We start from the raw sequence: 18,748 nt of genomic DNA, 5'->3' as shown, positions 1-18,748 counted from the left end.
GCCCTGAGTGGGCGGAGTTTTTTTCATTGCGATGAGGAACGCCAATGCAAACGATCCTGGGCGCCAGTGGCCAGATCGCCCAAGAGCTGGCGCGTGAACTGAAGCGCGCGTACACCGATGATTTAAGATTGGTCAGCCGCAACCCGAGGAAGGTCAACGACAGCGATACGCTGGTCGCGGCCGACCTGCTCGATGCACAGCAGACCCTGGCGGCGGTGAAGGGCAGCGACGTGGTGTATTTCGCCGCCGGCCTGCCGCCGGATTCGGCGCTGTGGGAGCGGCAATTTCCGACCATGCTGCAGAATGCGTTGGACGCCAGCCGTACCGCGGGCGTGCCCTTTGTTTATTTCGACAATACCTATATGTATCCGCAGAACGGCGAGCCGCAGACGGAATCGACGCCGTTCGCGCCTCGGGGGCGCAAGGGACGGGTGCGCGCTCTGATGACCGAGAAGGTGCTCGACGAGATGGAGCGCAAGCAGATCCCCGTGCTGATCGGTCGTGCGCCCGAGTTTTATGGGCCGGGAAAAACGCAGAGCTTCACCAATGCGCTGATCGTCGACAGGCTGAAAGCGGGGGAAAAACCGCGCGTGCCGGTTCGCGACGACAGGCTGCGCACGCTGATCTGGACGCCCGACGCCAGCCGTGGGTTAGCCCGGCTCGGTAATACGCCCGACGCGTTCGGCCAGACGTGGCATCTCCCGTGCTGCGACGAGCGGCTCACCTATGCGCAGTTCGCCGCGTTGGCCTGCGAGGTGTTTGGGAAGGACATTTCATATTCCGTTATCGGCAAATGGGCGTTGATCGCCGCGGGGTTGGTTTCGTCCGGGGCGCGAGAGATGCGCGAGCTGCTGCCGCGCTACGAGCACGATAACCTGTTCGACTCGACCAAGTTCAAACAGCGTTTTCCCGACTTCGCCGTCACGACGTATCACGCCGGGCTGGAAACGATTTGGCGGGAGTGGAAAAACGCGCAAGCGCCGCGCTGAGGCGTCCGTCACGCCATGAGCAGGCGCATTCGGCACTTTGTCATCACTCTGCCCTCATGATCCTCTCGCACCGTCTCGATCGGCGCGAGCGAGCCTCGCCCTTCACCGGGCGGGGCTTTTTATTGGCTGCGGCAGCGCGTCACCAGTGATAGCTGATGCCCATATCGAGTTTGTCCGACGCATCGACGCCGGGAGCGTGCCGAGAAAGGTTATTGAATTCATAGTTAATAAACACCTGCATGTTGCTATTGAGCAACCAGGTCACGCCCAACTCCTCGTAGTTCAATAAGTCGGTGTTGCGGCCTGCCCGGGCCTGTATCAAACGGGTATAGCCGATGTTGGGTTGGATGTGGTCCGTCAGCCGGTATTTGGCGAGCGCTTCATAACTGGACGCCGAGCCGCGGTTAGCGGTTTGTTGCGGGCTGATGGCGTTGTCGCTTTGGGTGAACACGGCCGCGAGATAGATTTTTTTCGACGCATAGAGAACCCCCTCGGCCAGCGTATCGATGCGCCGACGATAGCCGGCGGCGCGTTGCTGCCGCTGCGTGGTTTGAGACGCCGAAGCGGCGGCGATGAGGCTGAGCGTCGGCGTCAGCGCATAGCGGAAGGAGGCGCCGAACCCGTTGCCGTTTTGTTTGCCCAGCGCCTGTCGATCGTCGCCGTCTTTGAACTGATACTGCAGCGCGAGGGCGGCGTGCCGCTGAAACAGGCTGAAAGGTTTGCGGTAAGTGAGCAGGTTGTGCGCCCGGCCGCGCATAAAGTTGTCGATGTAGTTGTAGGCCATTTCTCTGAACAGCGGGGAGCGATCGGTCAGGGCGGTCACATCATAGAGCACGCCCCAGTTGCGGCCGATATCGAGGCTGCCCAGGGCGGCGTTCTGCACGCCGAGGTAGGCGAGCCGGGTGCTGTTTCGGGTGGCGTCGGCGAAGCTGACGGTATATTCCCAATGGGCGTAGGCCCGCCAGCGCGGCGCGATCTTTTTTTTGCCGATCAGGCCGAAATAGAGATAGCTGCGGTCGCCGTCGTCGCGTTCGCTTTGGCCGCTGTAGCGTCTGGCGATAATCGTGCCGTAGAAATTCAGGCTGCTGTGTTGCGATACCGTCAGCGGCACGGCGAAGGCGCTGCGCGGCAACAGGGCCAGCAGCGGGAGCCACAGGCTCGCCGAAAAAGCGCGAGGATTGCATTTTATCATGATGACGCCGTCCCTGTGCGCGGCAAGCCGGCCGGCTTGCCGTCCTGGTGAAGCTTAAGCGTGCGTGACGTGTTTAAAGTAGCTGACGATCCCCTGCGTGATGGCGGTGGCGATTTTATTTCGGAATGCAGGGGTGCCCAGCAGCCTTTCTTCCTCGGGGTTGGTGATGAACGAGGTTTCCACCAATACCGAAGGAATGTACGGGGATTTCAACACCACGAAGGCCGCCTGTTCGGTATTTTTGGCATGCAAATGATGGATAGGCGCAATATGTTGGATCAGGTGCGAGCCCAGCGTCAGGCTTTCTTTGATGGTTTCCGTTTGTTCCAAATCAAACAGTATCTTCTGCAAATAGCGATCTTTCTTGATGACGTGGGGGCCGGCGAGATCGTCCGCCGCGTTTTCACTGTTCGATAAGTATTTCGCCATAGCGCTGCTGGCGCCCTTAGTGGAAAGCGCAAAGACCGAAGCGCCGCAGGCGCTGGGGCAGGTAAAGCCGTCGGCGTGAATCGACATAAAAAGATCCGCGCCATGCCGGTGCGCGATCTCCACCCGATCGTACAGCGGAATAAAAACGTCGCTGTCTCGCGTCAGGCGGGCATCGATGCCGTGTCGATCGAGCTGCGCCCGCACGTTTCTGGCGATCGCCAGAACGACATGTTTTTCCAGCGAACCGGTGTGGCCAATGGCGCCGGAGTCGATGCCGCCATGGCCGGGATCCAACATGACCAGGAATCGTTTCCGCGCACCCTGAGGGCCCGCCTGTTTTTTGGGGCGTGGCAAGCCGTGGGCGCTAGCCAGCGGAGAAACGGCGCTATTGAGCGCCAGAGCCGCCAGCCCGGCCAGCATCATTCTGCGGCGGGACAAGCGCGTGTTCAAAAGGTCCTTCTTAGCCATAAGGTTAACCCGCATAAAGGGAAGGTTGTTGTGTTATAACATAACAAATCATGCTGACATCATCGTCGTCTGTTAGCGCCTGTTACTTTTAATGTCATTCTATAAATCAACAGGTTTTTTATACTGAGTATATTTATTTGATTGGGTGTTTATATTGTGACTTATTTGTATTTCATTTGTTAATTCTTATTTTGAAACACTATGCAATCCAATATTTCAAATGAGATTTATTACCATCCAATAATGATATGTTATAACGTAATTACAAAAATTGATAAAAACGGCGTCTTTGCCGCCGGCATGCCGGCATAAAGACACCCACGTTTTTGGAGCGTTAACATGACTTTTAAACACCAGGAAAAAGAGACGCTAAATCTATTCGCGGTTCTCGCCGTCTCGTTAAGCACGGTCATCGCCATGCTCGACAGCACCATCGCTAACGTAGCGCTGCCGGTGATCGCGAAAGATTTCGCCGTTTCCGAATCGGCTTCCATCATGATTATCAATGCCTACCAGTTTGCCGTCGTCGCGTCGTTGATGCCCTTTGCGGCGCTGGGCAGAGCGGTGGGCAATAAAAAAATCTTTATGGCCGGGGTGGTGCTGTTTGCTTTCTCCTCGTTGGGCTGCGCGCTTTCCGACACGCTGGCGATGCTGACGGCGTTCCGAGTGATACAGGGCTTCGGCGCGGCGGCGGTGCTCAGCGTCAATGCGGCGCTGATCAAGGAGATCTACCCGGCAAGGCTGCTGGGGCGCGGCCTGGGGATTAACGTGATGGTGGTGTCGGTTTCCGCCGCCGCCGGGCCGTCCATCGCCTCGGCGATACTTTCTCAAACGAGCTGGAACTGGTTGTTCACCATCAATGTTCCCATCGCCTGCCTGTCGCTGCTGCTGAGCATGATATTTCTGGGCTCCCGCGAGCGGCGCAGCGTTGGCTTCGACAGCGGGGGCGCCCTGTTGGTGTTTGTGCTGTTTATCGCTTTCTCGCTCAGCACGATGAGCATGACCACCCGCCATCTGCCGGCGGCGGCGCTGAGCTTTGCGGTATTCGCCGGACTGGCCGGGTGGCTGTACATCAATCAGAAAAGAAAGGCCAACGCCGCGCTGATCCCGGTCGCGATGCTGCATAACCCGACGCTGTCATTGTCTTTGCTGATGTCGATGCTGTCTTACAGCACCCAGCTTTTGGCTTTTGTATCGCTGCCTTTTTATTTCCACAATGTCCTGCAAAGAAACGTGGTGGAAATCGGTCTGCTGCTGACCGCCTGGCCGCTGGCCACCATGGTGTCGTCGTTGATTTCCGGCGATTTGACCAAGAAATACGATCCCAATCTCGTCGCCCTGTCAGGCCTCGCCTGCTTGTTGGCTGGCATGCTGCTGATGGCCAACCTGCCGGGCGATCCGTCGAATGGGGCGATCGTATGGCGTGTGGCGCTGTGCGGCATCGGTTTCGGCCTGTTTCAATCACCGAACAACCTGCTGATCATGACTTCGGTCTCTCATGAAAACAGCAGCATCGCCAGCGGTCTGTTGGGCAGTTCCCGGTTGATCGGGCAAATCGTCGGTTCGGCGTTAGTGGCGATTTTCTTCAATATGCGCGGCGCGCAAGCGACGACTATCAGCTTAATGGCGGGGGCGGCGTTCTCGTTTCTCTCTCTGGCCGTGAGCTATATGCGCTTCAAGTCCGCCGTTACGTTAAAAACCAGCAAATAAGCACGTTCGAGGTTTCCCATGCGATTCATCCACCTGGTGCCGCTCATTATCGGGATGGCGGCGTTTTCCCTCAGCGGCTGCTCGACCTACCACGACGTGGCGCTGCAACAAAAAGAGGCGGGGCTCAATAGCCCGTATTATCTGTTGCAGCCGCCGGTGTATGTCGGCGATCGGCTGAAATACGGCCTGAAGGACGGCAGCGGCGGCGAGCTGACGGTAGCGAAGGTTGAACCGAAAGACATCGTTGCCGACAGCGGAAAAATCATTCCCCTGTCGCAACTCTCTTTCCTGCAGCGAAAAGACATTTCCGAAGGAAAAACCGCCGCGTTGGTCGGCGGCGGCGCGGTCGCCACCGCGGCGATCGTTTTCGTTGCCGGGATCACCATCATGGCCGCCGGCATCGCCGCCTCGGCCTGACACCGCTCATCGACGCGCGCCATTGCGCGTGCGCGCAGGAGGCCTCATGGCCGTAAAACTGACATTCATCGCCACCGCTTTGCTGGCGATAGCCGCTTTGTCGATGATGCCTTGCGCCGGCGCCAGCCAGCCGGTAGCGTTTGCGCTGCCGCAGAGCGCGGCGGCGCAAACGCTGCCCGGCAGCTACCCGCGGATCGTCATCACCGGCAACTGCCCCTTCGGCGTGATCCTGGCCAACGAGGCGGCCTATCGGCACGTCGTCGGCGTCGGCCCCTGGGCATTCATGCATGCCGATAGGCATGTGTTGAAGGACATGAAGCCTGACATCGGCAGGATCACGTCCGATTTCATCAATAAGGACTATCGGGTCAACATGGAGTCGTTAATGAATCTGCGGCCCGACATCATTTATTACTACGGCAAAAGCCAGGACGATCGGCTGGAAAGGGCGGGCGTGATGACGGTCGATCTGGACGCCGGCGGGAAGACCAAATACCAGCCGATGGTCACCCAGGTGTATTGGGAAAATACCTTCGCCGACACCCTCGGCCTGCCGCGCACGCATAAATTCAAAGACGCCTGGGAAAGGACCCTGAAGCAGATCCGCCCCTATGCCGCAGCCATCCGCGCGCAGCACGTCAGGGCGTTATATCTGGAAGAAAGCGACGGCAGGCAGTTGAAGGTGAGCGGCCCGCACACCTACGGCGACACCTATCTGAAAATGGCCGGCATGGATAACGTCGCCGGGGATTTGCCGGTGAAGGGCGATGCCGGCAGATACATCAACGTGTCGATGGAGCAGATCATGGCCTGGGATCCGGATGTGATTTTCGTGGTGTTCGGCAGCGCAAAAGCGCTGCTGCACGGGGGGATCCCCGGCCAGGCGTGGGAGACGCTCAGGGCGGTGAAAAACGGCAAGGTTTTCTCGACGCCGGTGGGCATTCACAACTGGGGGGGCCTGTCGGCGGAAACGTCACTGTTGCCGCTGTTCATGATCAACCGATACGCGCCCGAAGACATTAGCGACAAGACGCTGCGGCAGGAGACGCGTCGTTATTATCAGACGATGTTCTCCTACGCGATCCCGGACCGGTTGCTGGATGAGGTGCTGGCGCAACGCTAGCGCCACGGTTGAATAGCGTTAATCCATTGGAGGAGCTTGGGGATGCCGGGCAGAGGAAAATATGCGGCGATCATGGCGGGATTGTTCATTTCGCTGTGTGCAGTCGCCTTCGCATCGCTGTTTGCCGGCCGCTACGCCTTGTCGGCCCATGATGTGGCGCAGATTTTATGGCAGGGGAACATGCCGGGGGAAAACCAGGCCCGCTATTCGGTGATTTTTAACCTGCGCGCGCCGCGGGTAGTGGCGGTGATGCTGGTGGGCGGCGGGTTGGCGGTCGCCGGCGCGACCTTTCAGGCGGTGCTGAAAAACGCATTGGCCAGCCCGGACGTGCTGGGCACGTCTTCCGCCTCCGCCTTTGGCGCTGCGCTGGGCATTCTATTGAGTTTGCCTTTTGCCCTGAGTTCGCTGCTGTCGTTTCTTTTCGGCGTGGTGAGCCTGTTGCTGGTGCTCGGCATCTGCCGCCTCAAACGCCGGCAGGATGCGCTCACCACGCTTTTGTCCGGCATGATTATCGCGTCGCTGTTTATCGCGTTTGTCTCGGTCATAAAATATGTCGCCGATCCGCAGGATACCTTGCCGGCGATCGTCTTCTGGCTGATGGGCAGCTTCGCTTCGGTAGCGAAAGCGCAGGTTTATTGGCTGATCCCGCTGTTTGCGGCGTGTTACCTGACTATCTACCGGCTCAGGTGGAATATGAACATTCTCTCTCTTGGGGACGACGAGGCGCGCATCGCCGGTCTGAATCCGCCTCGGCTGAAGATCCTGTTGCTGATCGCCGCCTCTCTGCTGGTTTCCGCCTCGGTGAGCTTGGCCGGCGTGGTGGGGTGGGTCGGCTTGGTGATCCCGCATTTGGTGCGAAGCGTATTGGGGTATAACCACGGTCGCCTGATCCCGGCTTCGGCGCTGAGCGGGGCGCTGTTTTTGCTGGTGATCGACAATATCGCCAGAGGTGCCACCTATGCTGAAATCCCGATCGGCATCCTGACCGCGCTGATCGGCGCGCCGCTTTTCGCCCTCCTTTTTATTATGAGCAGCAAACATGATCACCGTTAGCCAGTTGACCCTGGGGTTCAAAGGGTGCGAGCCCATTCTCGACAACGTCAGTTTTCATCTGAAACGCGGTGAGATCCTCAGCGTGCTCGGGCCGAACGGCGCCGGTAAAACCACGCTGCTGAGACATATCGCGGGCCTGTGCCGGCCCCTGTCAGGCGTGTGCCAGATCGGCCGCATCGACAATCGGCCCGCCCGACTGGCCTATGTGCCGCAGGCGAAAACGCCGCATTTCGCGTATGGCGTGCTCGATTTTGTCACTTTCGGCTGCGCTCGCCAGGCGGGGTGGTTCGCCGGGCCGCGGCGGCAAGATTTCGCCAAGGCGCAGGCGGTGTTGCACGCGCTGGAGATCGCGCCGCTGGCGCAGAAAAACATCAATCAGATCAGCGGCGGGGAACTGCAGATGTGTTATTTCGCCAAGGCGCTGGCGGCGGACCCCGACGTCATGATCCTCGACGAACCGGAGTCGAACCTGGATTTTTACAATCAGGCTAAAATGATCGAGATGCTCTGGCGCCTCGCCAAAGAGCGGCAGATGACGATCGTGCTGAATACGCATTTTCTGCATTACGCCGATCGCATCTCCGACAAGTGCCTGCTGATGAATAAGCGACAGTGCATGTTTGGCGATAAAAACGCCTTGCTGCAAGAGGATATCCTGGAGCGCTACTTCCAGGTGCCGGTGAGAAAGTGCCGGTACGAATATGCCGGCGTCAGCGAAGAAACGTTCATTGTCGCGCTACGGCACCCCGCTTGAGCGCCGCCAGTGCGAGGGCGATTGAGGGATATCCCTCATTGCGGCCCCGCCGGCGGTTATTTAAGCTGAAAGAGAAATGCAACGGTGAATATGGAGATAATCATGACTGATTCAGTATCCAACGATCGTAATCCCACCCCGGATGTGGCGGAAGACAACGCGTTCTTCCCATCACCTTACTCCCTCAGCCAGTACACCTCGTCCAAAACCGACTTCACGGGCGCCAGCTACCCGAACGCCTATCGCGGCGGCAAGTGGAAGGTGCTGATGATCGCCTCGCAGGAGCGCTACCTGCTGATGCAAAACGGCAAGTTCTTCTCCACCGGCAACCATCCGGTCGAGATGCTGCTGCCGATGTATCACCTGGATCTGGCCGGTTTCGAGATCGACATCGCCACGCCGTCCGGCGATCCGGTGAAGCTGGAGATGTGGGCGTTCCCGCATGAAGACCCAGCGGTCAAGGCCACCTATGAGAAGTACCGCAGCCAACTCAAGCAGCCGAAAAAGCTGACGGAAGTCGTGAAGGATCTGGATGGCGGCAACTATCTCGGCGTTTTCATTCCCGGCGGCCACGGCGTGCTCAATGATATCCCGTTCAGTGAAGAGGTGAAAAAGACGCTGCACTGGGCCCATGACAACGATCGCTACGTGATCTCGCTGTGCCACGGGCCCGCCGGTTTGCTGGCGGCGGGCATTGGCGAGAGCAAAGACGATTTCCTCTATCGCGGCTATGAGATGTGCGTGTTCCCGGATGCTCTCGATACCGGCGCCAACATCGACATCGGCTATATCCCCGGCCCGATGCCCTGGCTGGTGGGCGAACGCCTGCGTGAGCTGGGCGTGAAGATCGTCAATGCCGACATCACCGGCAAGGTGCATAAAGATCGGCGCCTGCTGACCGGCGACAGCCCGCTGGCTTCCAACAACCTCGGCAAACTGGCGGCGGAGACGCTGCTGGCCGACGTCGCCGCGCGATGAGCGATGAGATCGCGCAGCGCGCTTTCCAGACGGCGTTGGCGATGGACCACGAGCGAACCCTGTCCGCCATTCAGGGGCGGGTTCGCGCCTTCGCCGCGCCGTTCGGCTTCGATCGCTTTGTGCTGTTTTCCGCTTCCGCCACGGCGGAGGCGGGGATCGAGCATATCTATTGGGTCGAAGGCGACTGGTTCGGCGAGGGGGAGGCGGTCGATGCGCTGACCTACGTGCGGCACTGCCCGGTGACTCGCCACATGCTGCGGGCCAGCGAGCCGTTCTTCTGGACCAAGACCCGGGCGCAGCAGGGAGAGCGCTACCGGATTGTGCACACGCCGCGCGGCGCGGGCCTGCACGGCGTGCAAATCCCGGTGTTCGGCCCCGCCGGCCTGGAGGGTGCCGTCAGCCTGGGAGGCGAGCGCATCGACGCCTCGCTGCCGGTGCGGTTGGCGCTGTCGCTGGTGGGCACGGCGGCCTTTTTGGCGGCGCGGCGGCTGTTTGAACCGGCGGCCGGCAAAGAAGAAGGCCGGCTGTCGGCGCGCGAGCGTGAGGTGCTGAGCTGGACCGCCATCGGCCGACGACAGGCGGATATCGCCGCGATGCTCGGCCTGTCTGAACGCACGGTGGAAAACCACCTGCGCCGCATTCGCCGGCGCCTTGGCGCCGCCACCACCGCGCAGGCGATCAGCGTGGCGATCCGCCTGGGCGAAATTGCCCCCGAGAGCCGTTAGCCTGCCGCCATTTGCCGCAGCAGCCACTCGCGCAGCGCAATGATATCGGGGCGCTGCGCGGTCTCTTCGGTGGTCATCAGATAGTAGTTGGCGCCGGGTAACGCCATCTCGAACGGCGCGGCCAGCACGCCGCGCTGCAACAAATCGCGCGCCAGCAGCCGGCTGGCGATCACCACTCCCTGGCCGGCCACCGCCGCCTGCAGCGCATGGGTTTCGTCGCTGAAGGTCAGCCCGGCTTCCACGTTCAACCCTTCCGGCCCGTAGCGCCGTCGCCAGTTCTCCCAGGTCGGCGAGTCGGCGGGCACCTGCCGATGCGCCACGTGAAACAGCGTCACCCGCTGCAAATCCTCGATGCGCGCCAGCGCCAGCGCCGGGCTGGCGACCACGATAAAGCGATCCTCATGCAGCAGGGTGCAGTACAGATCGCTTTCCGGCGTTTCACGGTAGCGGATGGCGACGTCCACGGTGCGCTGGCTGAGATCCACCCGCTCGACGCTGGTGTGCAGGCGCAGATCGATGGCGGGAAACTCCGCCTTGAAATCCGCCAGGCGCGGCACCAGCCAGTGGGTGAGAAAATTGGAGGTGGTGGTGACGGTCAGCGCCGGCGGCTGCCGGGCGCGGGTGATTTGGGCGACGGACTGTTCCAGCGCGGCAAAGGCGCGCTGGGTGCCGGCATACAGGATCTCGCCGGTCTCGGTCAGGCTGACGCCCTGCGCGCTGCGCTCGCACACCCGGCATTCCAGCACCGATTCCAGCAGCTTGATCTGATGGCTGACCGCCGTCGCGCTGACGCCCAGCGCCTCGGCGGCCAGTTTGAAGCTGCGGCAGCCGGCCACGGCGTGGAAAGCGCGCAGCGCGCCCAGCGGCGGCAAACGGGGTTTTCTCATGGCTGAGTTATTCTCATCTAAGGCTGAAAACTATGAGTTTGTCTGACCGATTATACAAGAGATAGGCTACTGACATGTGAACAGGGAAATGAATTTATTTCATCATTTCCACCCTATCGGGAGTGAGCGATGAGCCTTTCTATCAACAACGGCGCCCTGGGCGCCATGACACACACGGGAACGGCAGCGAGCGCCCTGGCGCTCAGCGTGCCGGTCGCGGCGGGCGCTTTGCTGCTGGAGGCGGAGAGCCTGCAGGGCATCGGCGCGACCCTGATGCTGCTGACGGCATTGGCGCTGGCGTTTCTCGGCGGCGCCGCACTGGCCCGCTGGCAGCCGCTGCGGAACCGGCCTGCGCTGGCTATGCTCCGCCACGGCTTTTTGCTGGCGGCGGCGGGATGGCTATTGACGCTGCTGATGCTGTTCGGCGGCCATGACTGGCCGGCTCTGCTGGCGGGCATCGCCCTCGGCGGCCTGGGGCAGGGCGTTGCCTACCGCACGGCGGTGGAGGAGAAAGCGGCGTTCACCGTGGCGTGCAGGCTGACGACGGTGGTGACTATCGTGGCCGTAGTGATTGCCGCTTCGCTGGTGCAAACCTACGCCGCGCCGGGCGTGAGGGGAAGCTGTTTCGCGCTGGCGTTGCTGGTCGATCTGGCGTTGCTGGGGGCGTTGCTGGCGCGGGTGGCGGAGCGGGATGGGGCATGAGCCGTCGCGCTGCAGGTAAACAACCCGCCGGTAAACCGGCGGGCTTCGCTTAGGCGGCCGCCAGTTCTTGCGGCGTAACGGTTTGCAAACCGACAAGCTGAATGGCCGGCTGCTCCAGATTGATGCCAAAGTATCCTTGATCCCAATTGTAGATATTGACGACGTGCTGATTGAGTGCGCTTTCGCCCTGCATGAATATCGACAGATCCTGCGTATGGGTTTGCGCGTTGTAGTTCAGTGAGAAGCTGCTGTTTGATCCTTCGGCGCCGAAGGCCAGCAGGTGGTTGTCGATAGACAGAGAGGAGGCCTGTAAAAAACCCAGCTCGAAGCTGTCGTCGATGTAGATATTGTGGGTCTGCTTCACGGGAATATTCAGCAGGCTGTTGGGGAAGGGCACATCGTTGGACAGCATGCTCAGGTTCACGCCGAGATAATCCTGCGGCGCGCTCCCTCCCGGCGCAGTGGTATAACCGTGCTCGAAACGAATCTCGCTGGAGCCTTTACCCAGGCTGACCTCCAGGCCGTTGGCCGGCGTCAGCACCCGATCGTTAAAGGTGACGTTGTCCTTAAAGTCGGTCAGTTTCACCGCTTCGATGTTGTACAGCCCGTCCTTAAAGCCATACAGCCCGATGCCGTTTTTCTCGATCACCCCGCGTCCGCCGTAGCTGCCCTGGGCGTCAAACTTCAGGTTTACCCCGTGCGACAGGCTGGAATAATCGACCGTATCATGGCCGCTGCCGCCGTCGATCACCGTCCAGCCGTAGTTGCCGGCGTTGTTTTGCCAGCCGCGCGGCACGCTGATGGTGTCGTCGCCGCTGCCGGTGTTAACGGCGATATTGCCGAACGCCAGCGTGAAATCATCGTCATGCAGCGTACCGACGCGGTACAGATTCGGCGTGGACAGCACGTCGGCAATGTCGTTGAAAATCGCCGAGCCGATATCCAGCTTGCCGGGAATGAGGCTGCCGCCGCCGGTCACGCTGCTGCCGTAGGATTCGGTGTAGAAATCACGCGCCGCTTCGGCGGCGAGGCGGATGGTCTCGTGGCCAATGCCGAGGGTGGTCAAATAGGTGGGCACTTCGCCTGCCAGTAGCGTTTCAACCACGTAACTGAGGTTTTTCATCTGCATGGAGACCTGCGCCGCCGCAATCAAATCGTAGGTGCCGCTTTCGACCTTAAAAGGCGAGGTGTCGTTGGTGGCCACCCATTCGGTAAAGAACGAGGTATCGCCTAAATAAGAGAACAGCGTGGTGCCGGCCCAGGGGGAATAGTTGGGGGCGCCGGTCGAGGAGGCGTCGGTGAACACTTCGGACGCCGCCGCGCCGGCGTCGATCAGGCCGACCTCGTGAATGTCCGGCACTTTGGCGCTGCTGGGCGGGGCATCCGGCAGCGGCGCGTTGGGATCGCTGCTCAGATCGACGCCAAACAGCGTTTTGGCGAAGTTTTTGGCGATGTTGTCGGAGGCATTCTGAATGCGCGCCTCCCAGTCATCGGGCACATGCCCGGTGCGCAGCTCATACTGCAGCTTGGTTTGGTCGCGAATGTAATGGGCAAACGCCCCCTGATTCGAGTTCACGCCATAGGCGCCTTTGATCCAGGTATACACCGCGATATCCACGCCCTCAATGGGTTGGTTTGCATGGTTGGGATCGGTGAGCGCATCGACGGATGCGGCATATACCGCTGGCCAGTCGCCGGCTTTGGCGGCCTCCCAAATCGCTTGCAGTTTTTCTCGGTCGGTAATGACGTAAGCCATATAAACACTCCTTGTTGCTGAGAGATTGCTGTGAAATTCAACATGATGAATGGAAGCGCGCGATGGAATAAACCGAAACCCGAACAGCCAGAAACGCGCATGCCGCGATCTGCAGCGAACGATGGGCGGCAGGCGCCCATAGCGAAAGGATAGACGCAACTTGCTGAGCGAGAGAGTTTGGCTTATCGATTGTTTTTTCAGGATTATTGCTGTAAATCGGCGGGTAAATCCGCGTATTGGCGTCAGGAAGGCATTTCCGTCAGCTCGGTTAGGAATCTTCTTAGGTAAAAGAGTGGGTTTCGCTGGGGGAAGGGGCCGGATAGTTTCCGACAGCTGCGTTTATCTCCTTGCCGCCGTATCATTTACCTTGGCGCCCGCTTATCCTGCATCAGCATTAGCGCGTAAAAGAAACCGCGGGCTGATGAACGGTTAATCCAACCTGGAGGACTCGCTATGTCCGATCGCCCTACTATTGCGCTTATTGGCCCCGGCGCCATCGGCACCGCCATCGCCGCGGCGCTTCATGAAGTGGGCCGCACGCCGCTGCTTTGCGGGCGTACGGCCCATCCGCAATTAATTCTGCGCCACGATGAGGGAGAAGTGGTGGTGCCGGGGCCGGTTTTAAGCGATCCGCGTACCGTCGCCCATCCCTACGATCTGGTTTTTGTCGCCGTAAAAACCACGCAGGTAACCGACAGCACGGGCTGGCTGGCGGCGTTGTGCAATAAAAACACCGTCGTGTGTGCGCTGCAAAACGGCGTCGAGCAGCAATCTCTGCTGGCGCCTTACGTCAATGGGGCGACGGTGCTGCCCTCCGTGGTGTGGTTTCCGGCGCAGCGCGAGCAAGATGCGTCCGTCAGGCTACGCGCCACGCCGCGCCTGACACTGCCGGATGCGCCACAGGCGCAAGCGATCGCCGACGCGCTCAGCGGTTCACGCTGTGCGGTTGAGCTGTCATCGGATTTTCTCTCGATTGCCTGGCGTAAGCTGTTGCAGAATGCGGCTGCGGGGCTGATGGTGCTGGCCAATCGCCGCGCAGGCATGTTTTCGCGCGCCGACATAACGCAACTGGCCCTGGCTTATCTGCGTGAATGCCTGGCCGTCGCGCGCGCGCAGGGTGCGGTGCTTCACGATAACGTGCCGGAGGCGATCGTGGACGGCTTTCAGCGTGCGCCCGCGGATTTGGGCACCTCTATTCTTGCCGACCGGCAGGCCAACCGGCCACTGGAGTGGGACATACGCAATGGTGTCGTGCAGCGTTATGGGCGCTTGCAGGGCATCCCTACGCCGATTAGCGATATCCTGGTGCCGCTGCTGGCCGCGGGCAGTGAAGGGCCGGGGTGATAGCCGGCGGCGCAGGCGTTCGTCGGGCAAGGGTATTTTCGCTGTCAGTACGGTTGGCATTCAGACAGCCGGTTGCCTGCCGCAGCCCAAACCCGCCAACAGCAAAAAGCCCGCTTAAGTTTCCTTAAGCGGGCTTCTCTAAATATGGCTCCTCTGACTGGACTCGAACCAGTGACATACGGATTAACAGTCCGCCGTTCTACCGACTGAACTACAGAGGAATCGTGTGAACGGGGCGAATAATAGCGAGGCGCCGTCGGCATGTCAAAGGCGGATTACACATTCTGTGACTGTTTGCTTACAGAATGCGCAACCCGTTGAGTTTTTTGGCAGATTTAGCCCTCTGGCGCTCGCTGCAGGCGCAGCTGATAGCGGTAAACGCCGGCGGTGAGCAGGTAATCCCGGTGCACGCTCGGGCTCCAGGAATCGTCGCCGCCCACCCCCATGTGGAAGCCGTCCAGATGCAGCCAGGTGCCTGCTTCCGGCTGCAGCAGGTGCTGGTGGCTGCAGGCCATCAGCTGTTGCAGGCCGTAGCGGCTGAGCGAGAAGTGGAAGCGGCCGTCGATGCGCCAGCCGCCGTAGCGCAGGCTGCGGGTGTCGCAGCGCAGGCCGTTCTCGCCGGGGAAAATATACGGCGTGTGCAGAGCTGCCAGCGGCAGGCGCCAGCGCCCGTATTGCGCGGCCAGGCGGCGATCCGGGTAGTTCTCGTGCGGGCCCAGACCCAGCCATTCCGCCTGCGGCTGCACCGTCGCCAGTTGGCAGTGCAGGCCGATGCGCGCCGGCGGCGGCAGGGCGTCGGCCACCTCGACCTCCACGTTCACGCTCACCGCGCCCAGCGCGTCGAACAGCCACTGCTTGCGGCTAATCAGCAAAATCTGCCCGTCCACGCCGAACTGGTGTTCGCTCACCACCCGCACGCCGTTTTGCAGCGCATCGGCCTGCAACTGCGTGCAGCGCTCTTCCAGCCGGTACAGGCCCGCCAGCTTCCAGCGTTCGATCCAGGCGTTGGGATCGATATGGTCCGCTTCGCTGACGCCGATGTCGTTATCGATCGGCGCGCGCGCAAAACCGTCGCGCAGCGGCGTCAGCAGCTGCGGCTGCTCATTCTGCCACCACTGCGTCAGGTGGCCGCTGCTGCGCTCGAAGCGCCAACGCTGGTCGCCGTGGGTGAGCGTCAGCCCCTGATCGTCTTCAATCAGCATTGGCGGCACGCCCTGCGCCGGCGGCGGCGCGGGATGCAGCGCGCGCGGCACCCGCCACTGATCCCAGGCGCAGCGGTGGTGCGCTTCGGACCAGTCGGTGGCCTGCGGCTGCACCACCTCCACGTTCAGCCACAGCTCGCCGGGCTGATGCAGCATCGGCAGCCGGTCGAGCAGGGTGAAGCGAGTGCTGCCCTGCGGCGGCAGCGCCAGATCGAGGCTGCCGCTGGCGCGCTCCACGCCGTCCAGCTCCAGCCGCCAGTTGAGCTGTTCGTTGTCGGTGTGGCGGAACAGGTAATCGCTGGTGACGGTCAGCGTCAGCGAGGCGGCATCGAAGGCGAAGCGGAACAGCTGCTGCGCCCGCTGCGCTTCGAACAGCGCCGGATGCGGGGTGCGATCCGCGAACACCAGCCCGTTCAGGCAGAACTGGCGATCGTTGGGGGTGTCGCCGAAGTCGCCGCCGTAGGCCCAGAACTCTTCGCCGCGATCGTCGCGTTTGATCAGCGCCTGATCGACCCAGTCCCAGACAAAGCCGCCCTGCAGGCGCGGATGTGCGTGGAACGCGCGCCAGTAGCGCTCGAAACCGCCGAAACTGTTGCCCATCGCGTGGGCGTATTCGCACAGGATCAGCGGGCGCGGCTCCTCCGGCAGGCCGATCCACTTGCCGATCGCCCATTTGGGCACTGCCGGGAACGGCTGATCCTGATCCACTCGCGCATACATCGGGCAGATGATGTCGGTGGCGGCGGTGTCGGCGCCGCCGCCTTCATATTGCACCGGGCGGGTCGGATCCTGGCTTTTCACCCAGCGGTACAGCGCGTCGTGGTTCGCGCCGTGGCCGGACTCGTTGCCCAGCGACCAGATAATGATGCAAGGGTGGTTGCGATCGCGTTGCACCATGCGCGTGACGCGCTCGCTCATCGCCGGCAGCCACAGCGGATCGTCAGCCAGGCGGTTCATCGGCTGCATGCCGTGGGTCTCGATATTGGCTTCGTCCACCACGTACAGCCCGTAGCGGTCGCACAACCGGTACCACAGCGGGTGGTTGGGGTAATGGGAACAGCGCACTGCGTTGAAGTTGTGCTGCTTCATCAGCAGGATGTCGTGGCGCATCGTCGCCTCGTCCATCACCTGGCCGTGGCGCGGATGATGCTCGTGGCGGTTAACGCCGCGGATCAGCAGCGGCTGCCCGTTGAGCTTCAACAGCCCGCCGCTGATCTCTACCTGGCGGAAGCCGACGTCATAGGCCTCCACCTCGATAATCTCCCCTTCGGGCGAGAGCAGGGCGACGGTAGCGCGATACAGCGCGGGCGTTTCGGCGCTCCACAGCGCCGGGCGTTCCACCGGCAGGCGCAGCGTGACGCGATCGTCATAGGCGCCGCGTTCGTCCACGATCTCGCTGCCGAGCGGTTGGGTGCGTTCGGCCACTCGCGCGCCGTCGCGCCACAGCTGAATCTGCACCTGCAGCGGGCCGGGCCGGCTGGCGCGCGCCGTCACCACCAGTTCGCCGCGGGTAAAGCTGTCATGCAGCGGCGTGGTGATGCGCACATCGCTCAGGTGCGCGGCGGGTTTGTGCAGCAGGCTGACGTCGCGGAAGATGCCGCTCATGCGCCACATATCCTGATCTTCCAGGTAGCTGCCGTCGCACCAGCGCAGCACCATCACCGCCAGCCGGTTTTCACCCGGCCGCAGCCACGGGCTGAGATCGAACTCCGCCGGCAGGCGGCTGTCCTGCGAATAGCCGACCCAGTGGCCGTTGCACCATAAATAGAACGCCGAGTTGACGCCGTCGAAGATGACGCGCGTCTGACCGGCGGCCAGCCAGGCCGGATCGACGCTGAAGGCGCGCGAGTAGCAGCCGGTCGGGTTGTCTTCCGGTACGCGCGGCGGATCGACCGGGAACGGGTAGCGCACGTTGGTGTAGATCGGCGCGTCGTAGCCGGCGAGCTGCCAGTTGCCCGGCACCGCCAGCGGGGCGGCGTCCGGCAGATCCTGCTGCAACCAGCTCTCCGGCGCGGCCTCTGGGCGCGGGAAATAGCTGAAGCGCCACTCGCCGTTCAGCGATCGGCGGCTGGCGCTGGGGGCGTCGTCGCGCGCGTCTTCCACCGTGCGCCAGCTGGCGAACGGCGGGTGGGCCTCCAGCCGGCGGTAGTGGGTGCAGGCGGGGTTTTGCCAGTCACGGCGGGCAAGGATCTCGGTCAGGGAAGCTAGGGGCGCAGCAGGCATCGGCGATCGTCCAGTCGGCTAGGTGATGCTCACCAAGATGCTGACCGGCGCATAAAAAGTAAAGCGGTTACACGCAACCTTGCAAGGGCGATCAAATAACCGTTAATGCGGTTCGCCGGCGCGATAGATCCGCTGTGGGCGGCCTACCTTGCCGTAAATGATCTCGGCGCGCAGCTGCTGCGCGGCGGTGCAAAACTCCAGATAACGGCGCGCGGTGGTGCGGCTGAGCCCCATTTTTTGCGCAACGCTTTCAGCGGTGTGCCGCGCGGCGGGTTCGGCGAACAGCGCGCGGACCTTGCCCAGCGTCAGCTCGTCGATGCCGGCGGGCAGCGCCGCCTGCTGCTCGCCGCGGGCGTAGGTATTGAACATCTCGTCGATGCGGCGCTGGTTGAGGCGCGCTTTGTCCTTCAACGCTTCGCGGCGCTGGCTGAAGCGCAGCAGCGTCTGGCTCAGCCGGTCATAGGCCAGCGGTTTGATCAGGTAGTCGAACACGCCGTAGCGCAACGCCTCGGCCACGGTGGCCATGTCGCTGGCGGCGGTGATGAACACGATGCCGCCGCGATAACCGCTCAGCGTCAGTTCGCGCAGCAGGGTGATGCCCTGGCCGTCCGGCAGAAAGTTGTCCAGCAGGATCAGATCCGGCTTGAAGCGTTCGGTCATGGCGCGCGCCTGCGCCAGCGTGCCGGCCAGCCAAATCTGGCGGCAGCCGCCGTTCTGGCGGATAAACTCCGCGTGCATCTCCGCCAGCGGCGTTTCGTCTTCAACGATCAGGATGTTCAGCCATTCCATAGTGCGA

16 protein-coding genes and 1 tRNA gene are annotated in these 18,748 nt (G+C 61.6%); 10 read left to right on the top strand and 7 right to left on the bottom strand.

The window, feature by feature from the left end; genetic code table 11:
- The first annotated feature begins 44 nt into the window (after positions 1 to 44).
- Complete coding sequence (locus HWW83_RS05730; protein ID WP_176589069.1) at positions 45 to 989, top strand: NAD-dependent epimerase/dehydratase family protein; 945 nt, start codon at positions 45 to 47, stop codon at positions 987 to 989.
- 139 nt (positions 990 to 1,128) lie between these two features.
- Here HWW83_RS05730 and HWW83_RS05725 read toward each other — a convergent pair whose 3' ends face one another.
- The gene (locus HWW83_RS05725; RefSeq protein WP_033651859.1) at positions 1,129 to 2,181 is read right to left on the bottom strand and encodes a porin; all 1,053 of its coding nucleotides are present in this window, start codon (positions 2,179 to 2,181) and stop codon (positions 1,129 to 1,131) included.
- Positions 2,182 to 2,235: 54 nt separating this feature from the next.
- Complete coding sequence (gene amiA, locus HWW83_RS05720; RefSeq protein ID WP_033643732.1) at positions 2,236 to 3,078, bottom strand: N-acetylmuramoyl-L-alanine amidase AmiA; 843 nt, start codon at positions 3,076 to 3,078, stop codon at positions 2,236 to 2,238.
- Between the two features lie 339 nt (positions 3,079 to 3,417).
- Here amiA and HWW83_RS05715 point away from each other — a divergent pair, with 339 nt between their 5' ends.
- The 7 genes from HWW83_RS05715 to HWW83_RS05685 all read left to right on the top strand — a co-directional run bounded on the left by HWW83_RS05715 (position 3,418) and on the right by HWW83_RS05685 (position 9,838).
- Entirely contained in the window at positions 3,418 to 4,788 is a 1,371-nt protein-coding gene (locus HWW83_RS05715; protein WP_033643731.1) for an MFS transporter, read from the top strand.
- 18 nt (positions 4,789 to 4,806) lie between these two features.
- Positions 4,807 to 5,205, top strand: a complete 399-nt coding sequence (locus tag HWW83_RS05710) for a hypothetical protein (RefSeq protein ID WP_226886098.1) — start codon at positions 4,807 to 4,809, stop codon at positions 5,203 to 5,205.
- 46 nt (positions 5,206 to 5,251) lie between these two features.
- Entirely contained in the window at positions 5,252 to 6,328 is a 1,077-nt protein-coding gene (locus HWW83_RS05705) for an ABC transporter substrate-binding protein (protein ID WP_232095440.1), read from the top strand.
- Between the two features lie 42 nt (positions 6,329 to 6,370).
- Positions 6,371 to 7,381, top strand: coding sequence for a FecCD family ABC transporter permease (locus HWW83_RS05700; protein ID WP_033643730.1), 1,011 nt, complete (start codon positions 6,371 to 6,373; stop codon positions 7,379 to 7,381).
- Positions 7,368 to 8,135, top strand: coding sequence for an ABC transporter ATP-binding protein (locus HWW83_RS05695; RefSeq protein WP_033643729.1), 768 nt, complete (start codon positions 7,368 to 7,370; stop codon positions 8,133 to 8,135). Before HWW83_RS05700 ends, HWW83_RS05695 begins: the two co-directional genes overlap by 14 nt.
- Before the next feature lie 102 nt (positions 8,136 to 8,237).
- Positions 8,238 to 9,113 (top strand): glyoxalase III HchA, encoded by an 876-nt coding sequence (gene hchA / locus HWW83_RS05690; protein WP_033643728.1) that lies wholly within the window; start codon positions 8,238 to 8,240, stop codon positions 9,111 to 9,113.
- Positions 9,110 to 9,838 carry a PA1136 family autoinducer-binding transcriptional regulator gene (locus HWW83_RS05685; RefSeq protein ID WP_101452826.1) on the top strand — a complete coding sequence of 243 codons (729 nt, stop codon included), beginning with the start codon at positions 9,110 to 9,112 and terminating at the stop codon, positions 9,836 to 9,838. Before hchA ends, HWW83_RS05685 begins: the two co-directional genes overlap by 4 nt.
- Here the strand turns inward: HWW83_RS05685 and HWW83_RS05680 are convergent.
- Complete coding sequence (locus tag HWW83_RS05680; RefSeq protein WP_142075761.1) at positions 9,835 to 10,725, bottom strand: LysR substrate-binding domain-containing protein; 891 nt, start codon at positions 10,723 to 10,725, stop codon at positions 9,835 to 9,837. The two genes, HWW83_RS05685 and HWW83_RS05680, sit on opposite strands and share 4 nt — an antisense overlap.
- Before the next feature lie 129 nt (positions 10,726 to 10,854).
- Here HWW83_RS05680 and HWW83_RS05675 point away from each other — a divergent pair, with 129 nt between their 5' ends.
- Positions 10,855 to 11,427 carry a hypothetical protein gene (locus tag HWW83_RS05675; protein WP_176589068.1) on the top strand — a complete coding sequence of 191 codons (573 nt, stop codon included), beginning with the start codon at positions 10,855 to 10,857 and terminating at the stop codon, positions 11,425 to 11,427.
- Positions 11,428 to 11,476: 49 nt separating this feature from the next.
- Here HWW83_RS05675 and HWW83_RS05670 read toward each other — a convergent pair whose 3' ends face one another.
- Complete coding sequence (locus HWW83_RS05670; RefSeq protein ID WP_142075756.1) at positions 11,477 to 13,183, bottom strand: hemolysin; 1,707 nt, start codon at positions 13,181 to 13,183, stop codon at positions 11,477 to 11,479.
- A 453-nt stretch (positions 13,184 to 13,636) separates the two neighbouring features.
- Here HWW83_RS05670 and HWW83_RS05665 point away from each other — a divergent pair, with 453 nt between their 5' ends.
- Positions 13,637 to 14,527: an oxidoreductase gene (locus HWW83_RS05665; protein ID WP_101452830.1), complete on the top strand. Its 891-nt coding sequence runs from the start codon at positions 13,637 to 13,639 to the stop codon at positions 14,525 to 14,527.
- A gap of 145 nt (positions 14,528 to 14,672) precedes the next feature.
- Here HWW83_RS05665 and HWW83_RS05660 read toward each other — a convergent pair.
- The 3 genes from HWW83_RS05660 to dpiA form a co-directional block, all read right to left on the bottom strand.
- Positions 14,673 to 14,748 (bottom strand) — tRNA-Asn (locus HWW83_RS05660).
- A 114-nt stretch (positions 14,749 to 14,862) separates the two neighbouring features.
- Positions 14,863 to 17,952 carry a beta-galactosidase gene (locus tag HWW83_RS05655; protein ID WP_176589067.1) on the bottom strand — a complete coding sequence of 1,030 codons (3,090 nt, stop codon included), beginning with the start codon at positions 17,950 to 17,952 and terminating at the stop codon, positions 14,863 to 14,865.
- A 102-nt stretch (positions 17,953 to 18,054) separates the two neighbouring features.
- A complete protein-coding gene (gene dpiA, locus HWW83_RS05650; RefSeq protein ID WP_033654924.1) occupies positions 18,055 to 18,741 on the bottom strand; it encodes a two-component response regulator DpiA in 687 nt (228 codons plus the stop codon).
- Positions 18,742 to 18,748 lie beyond the last annotated feature (7 nt).

The organism is Serratia ureilytica, from assembly GCF_013375155.1.
Classification (GTDB): domain Bacteria; phylum Pseudomonadota; class Gammaproteobacteria; order Enterobacterales; family Enterobacteriaceae; genus Serratia; species Serratia ureilytica.
Note: the sequence above shows the minus strand (reverse complement) of the source record. Positions and strands in the feature narration are given on the sequence as shown.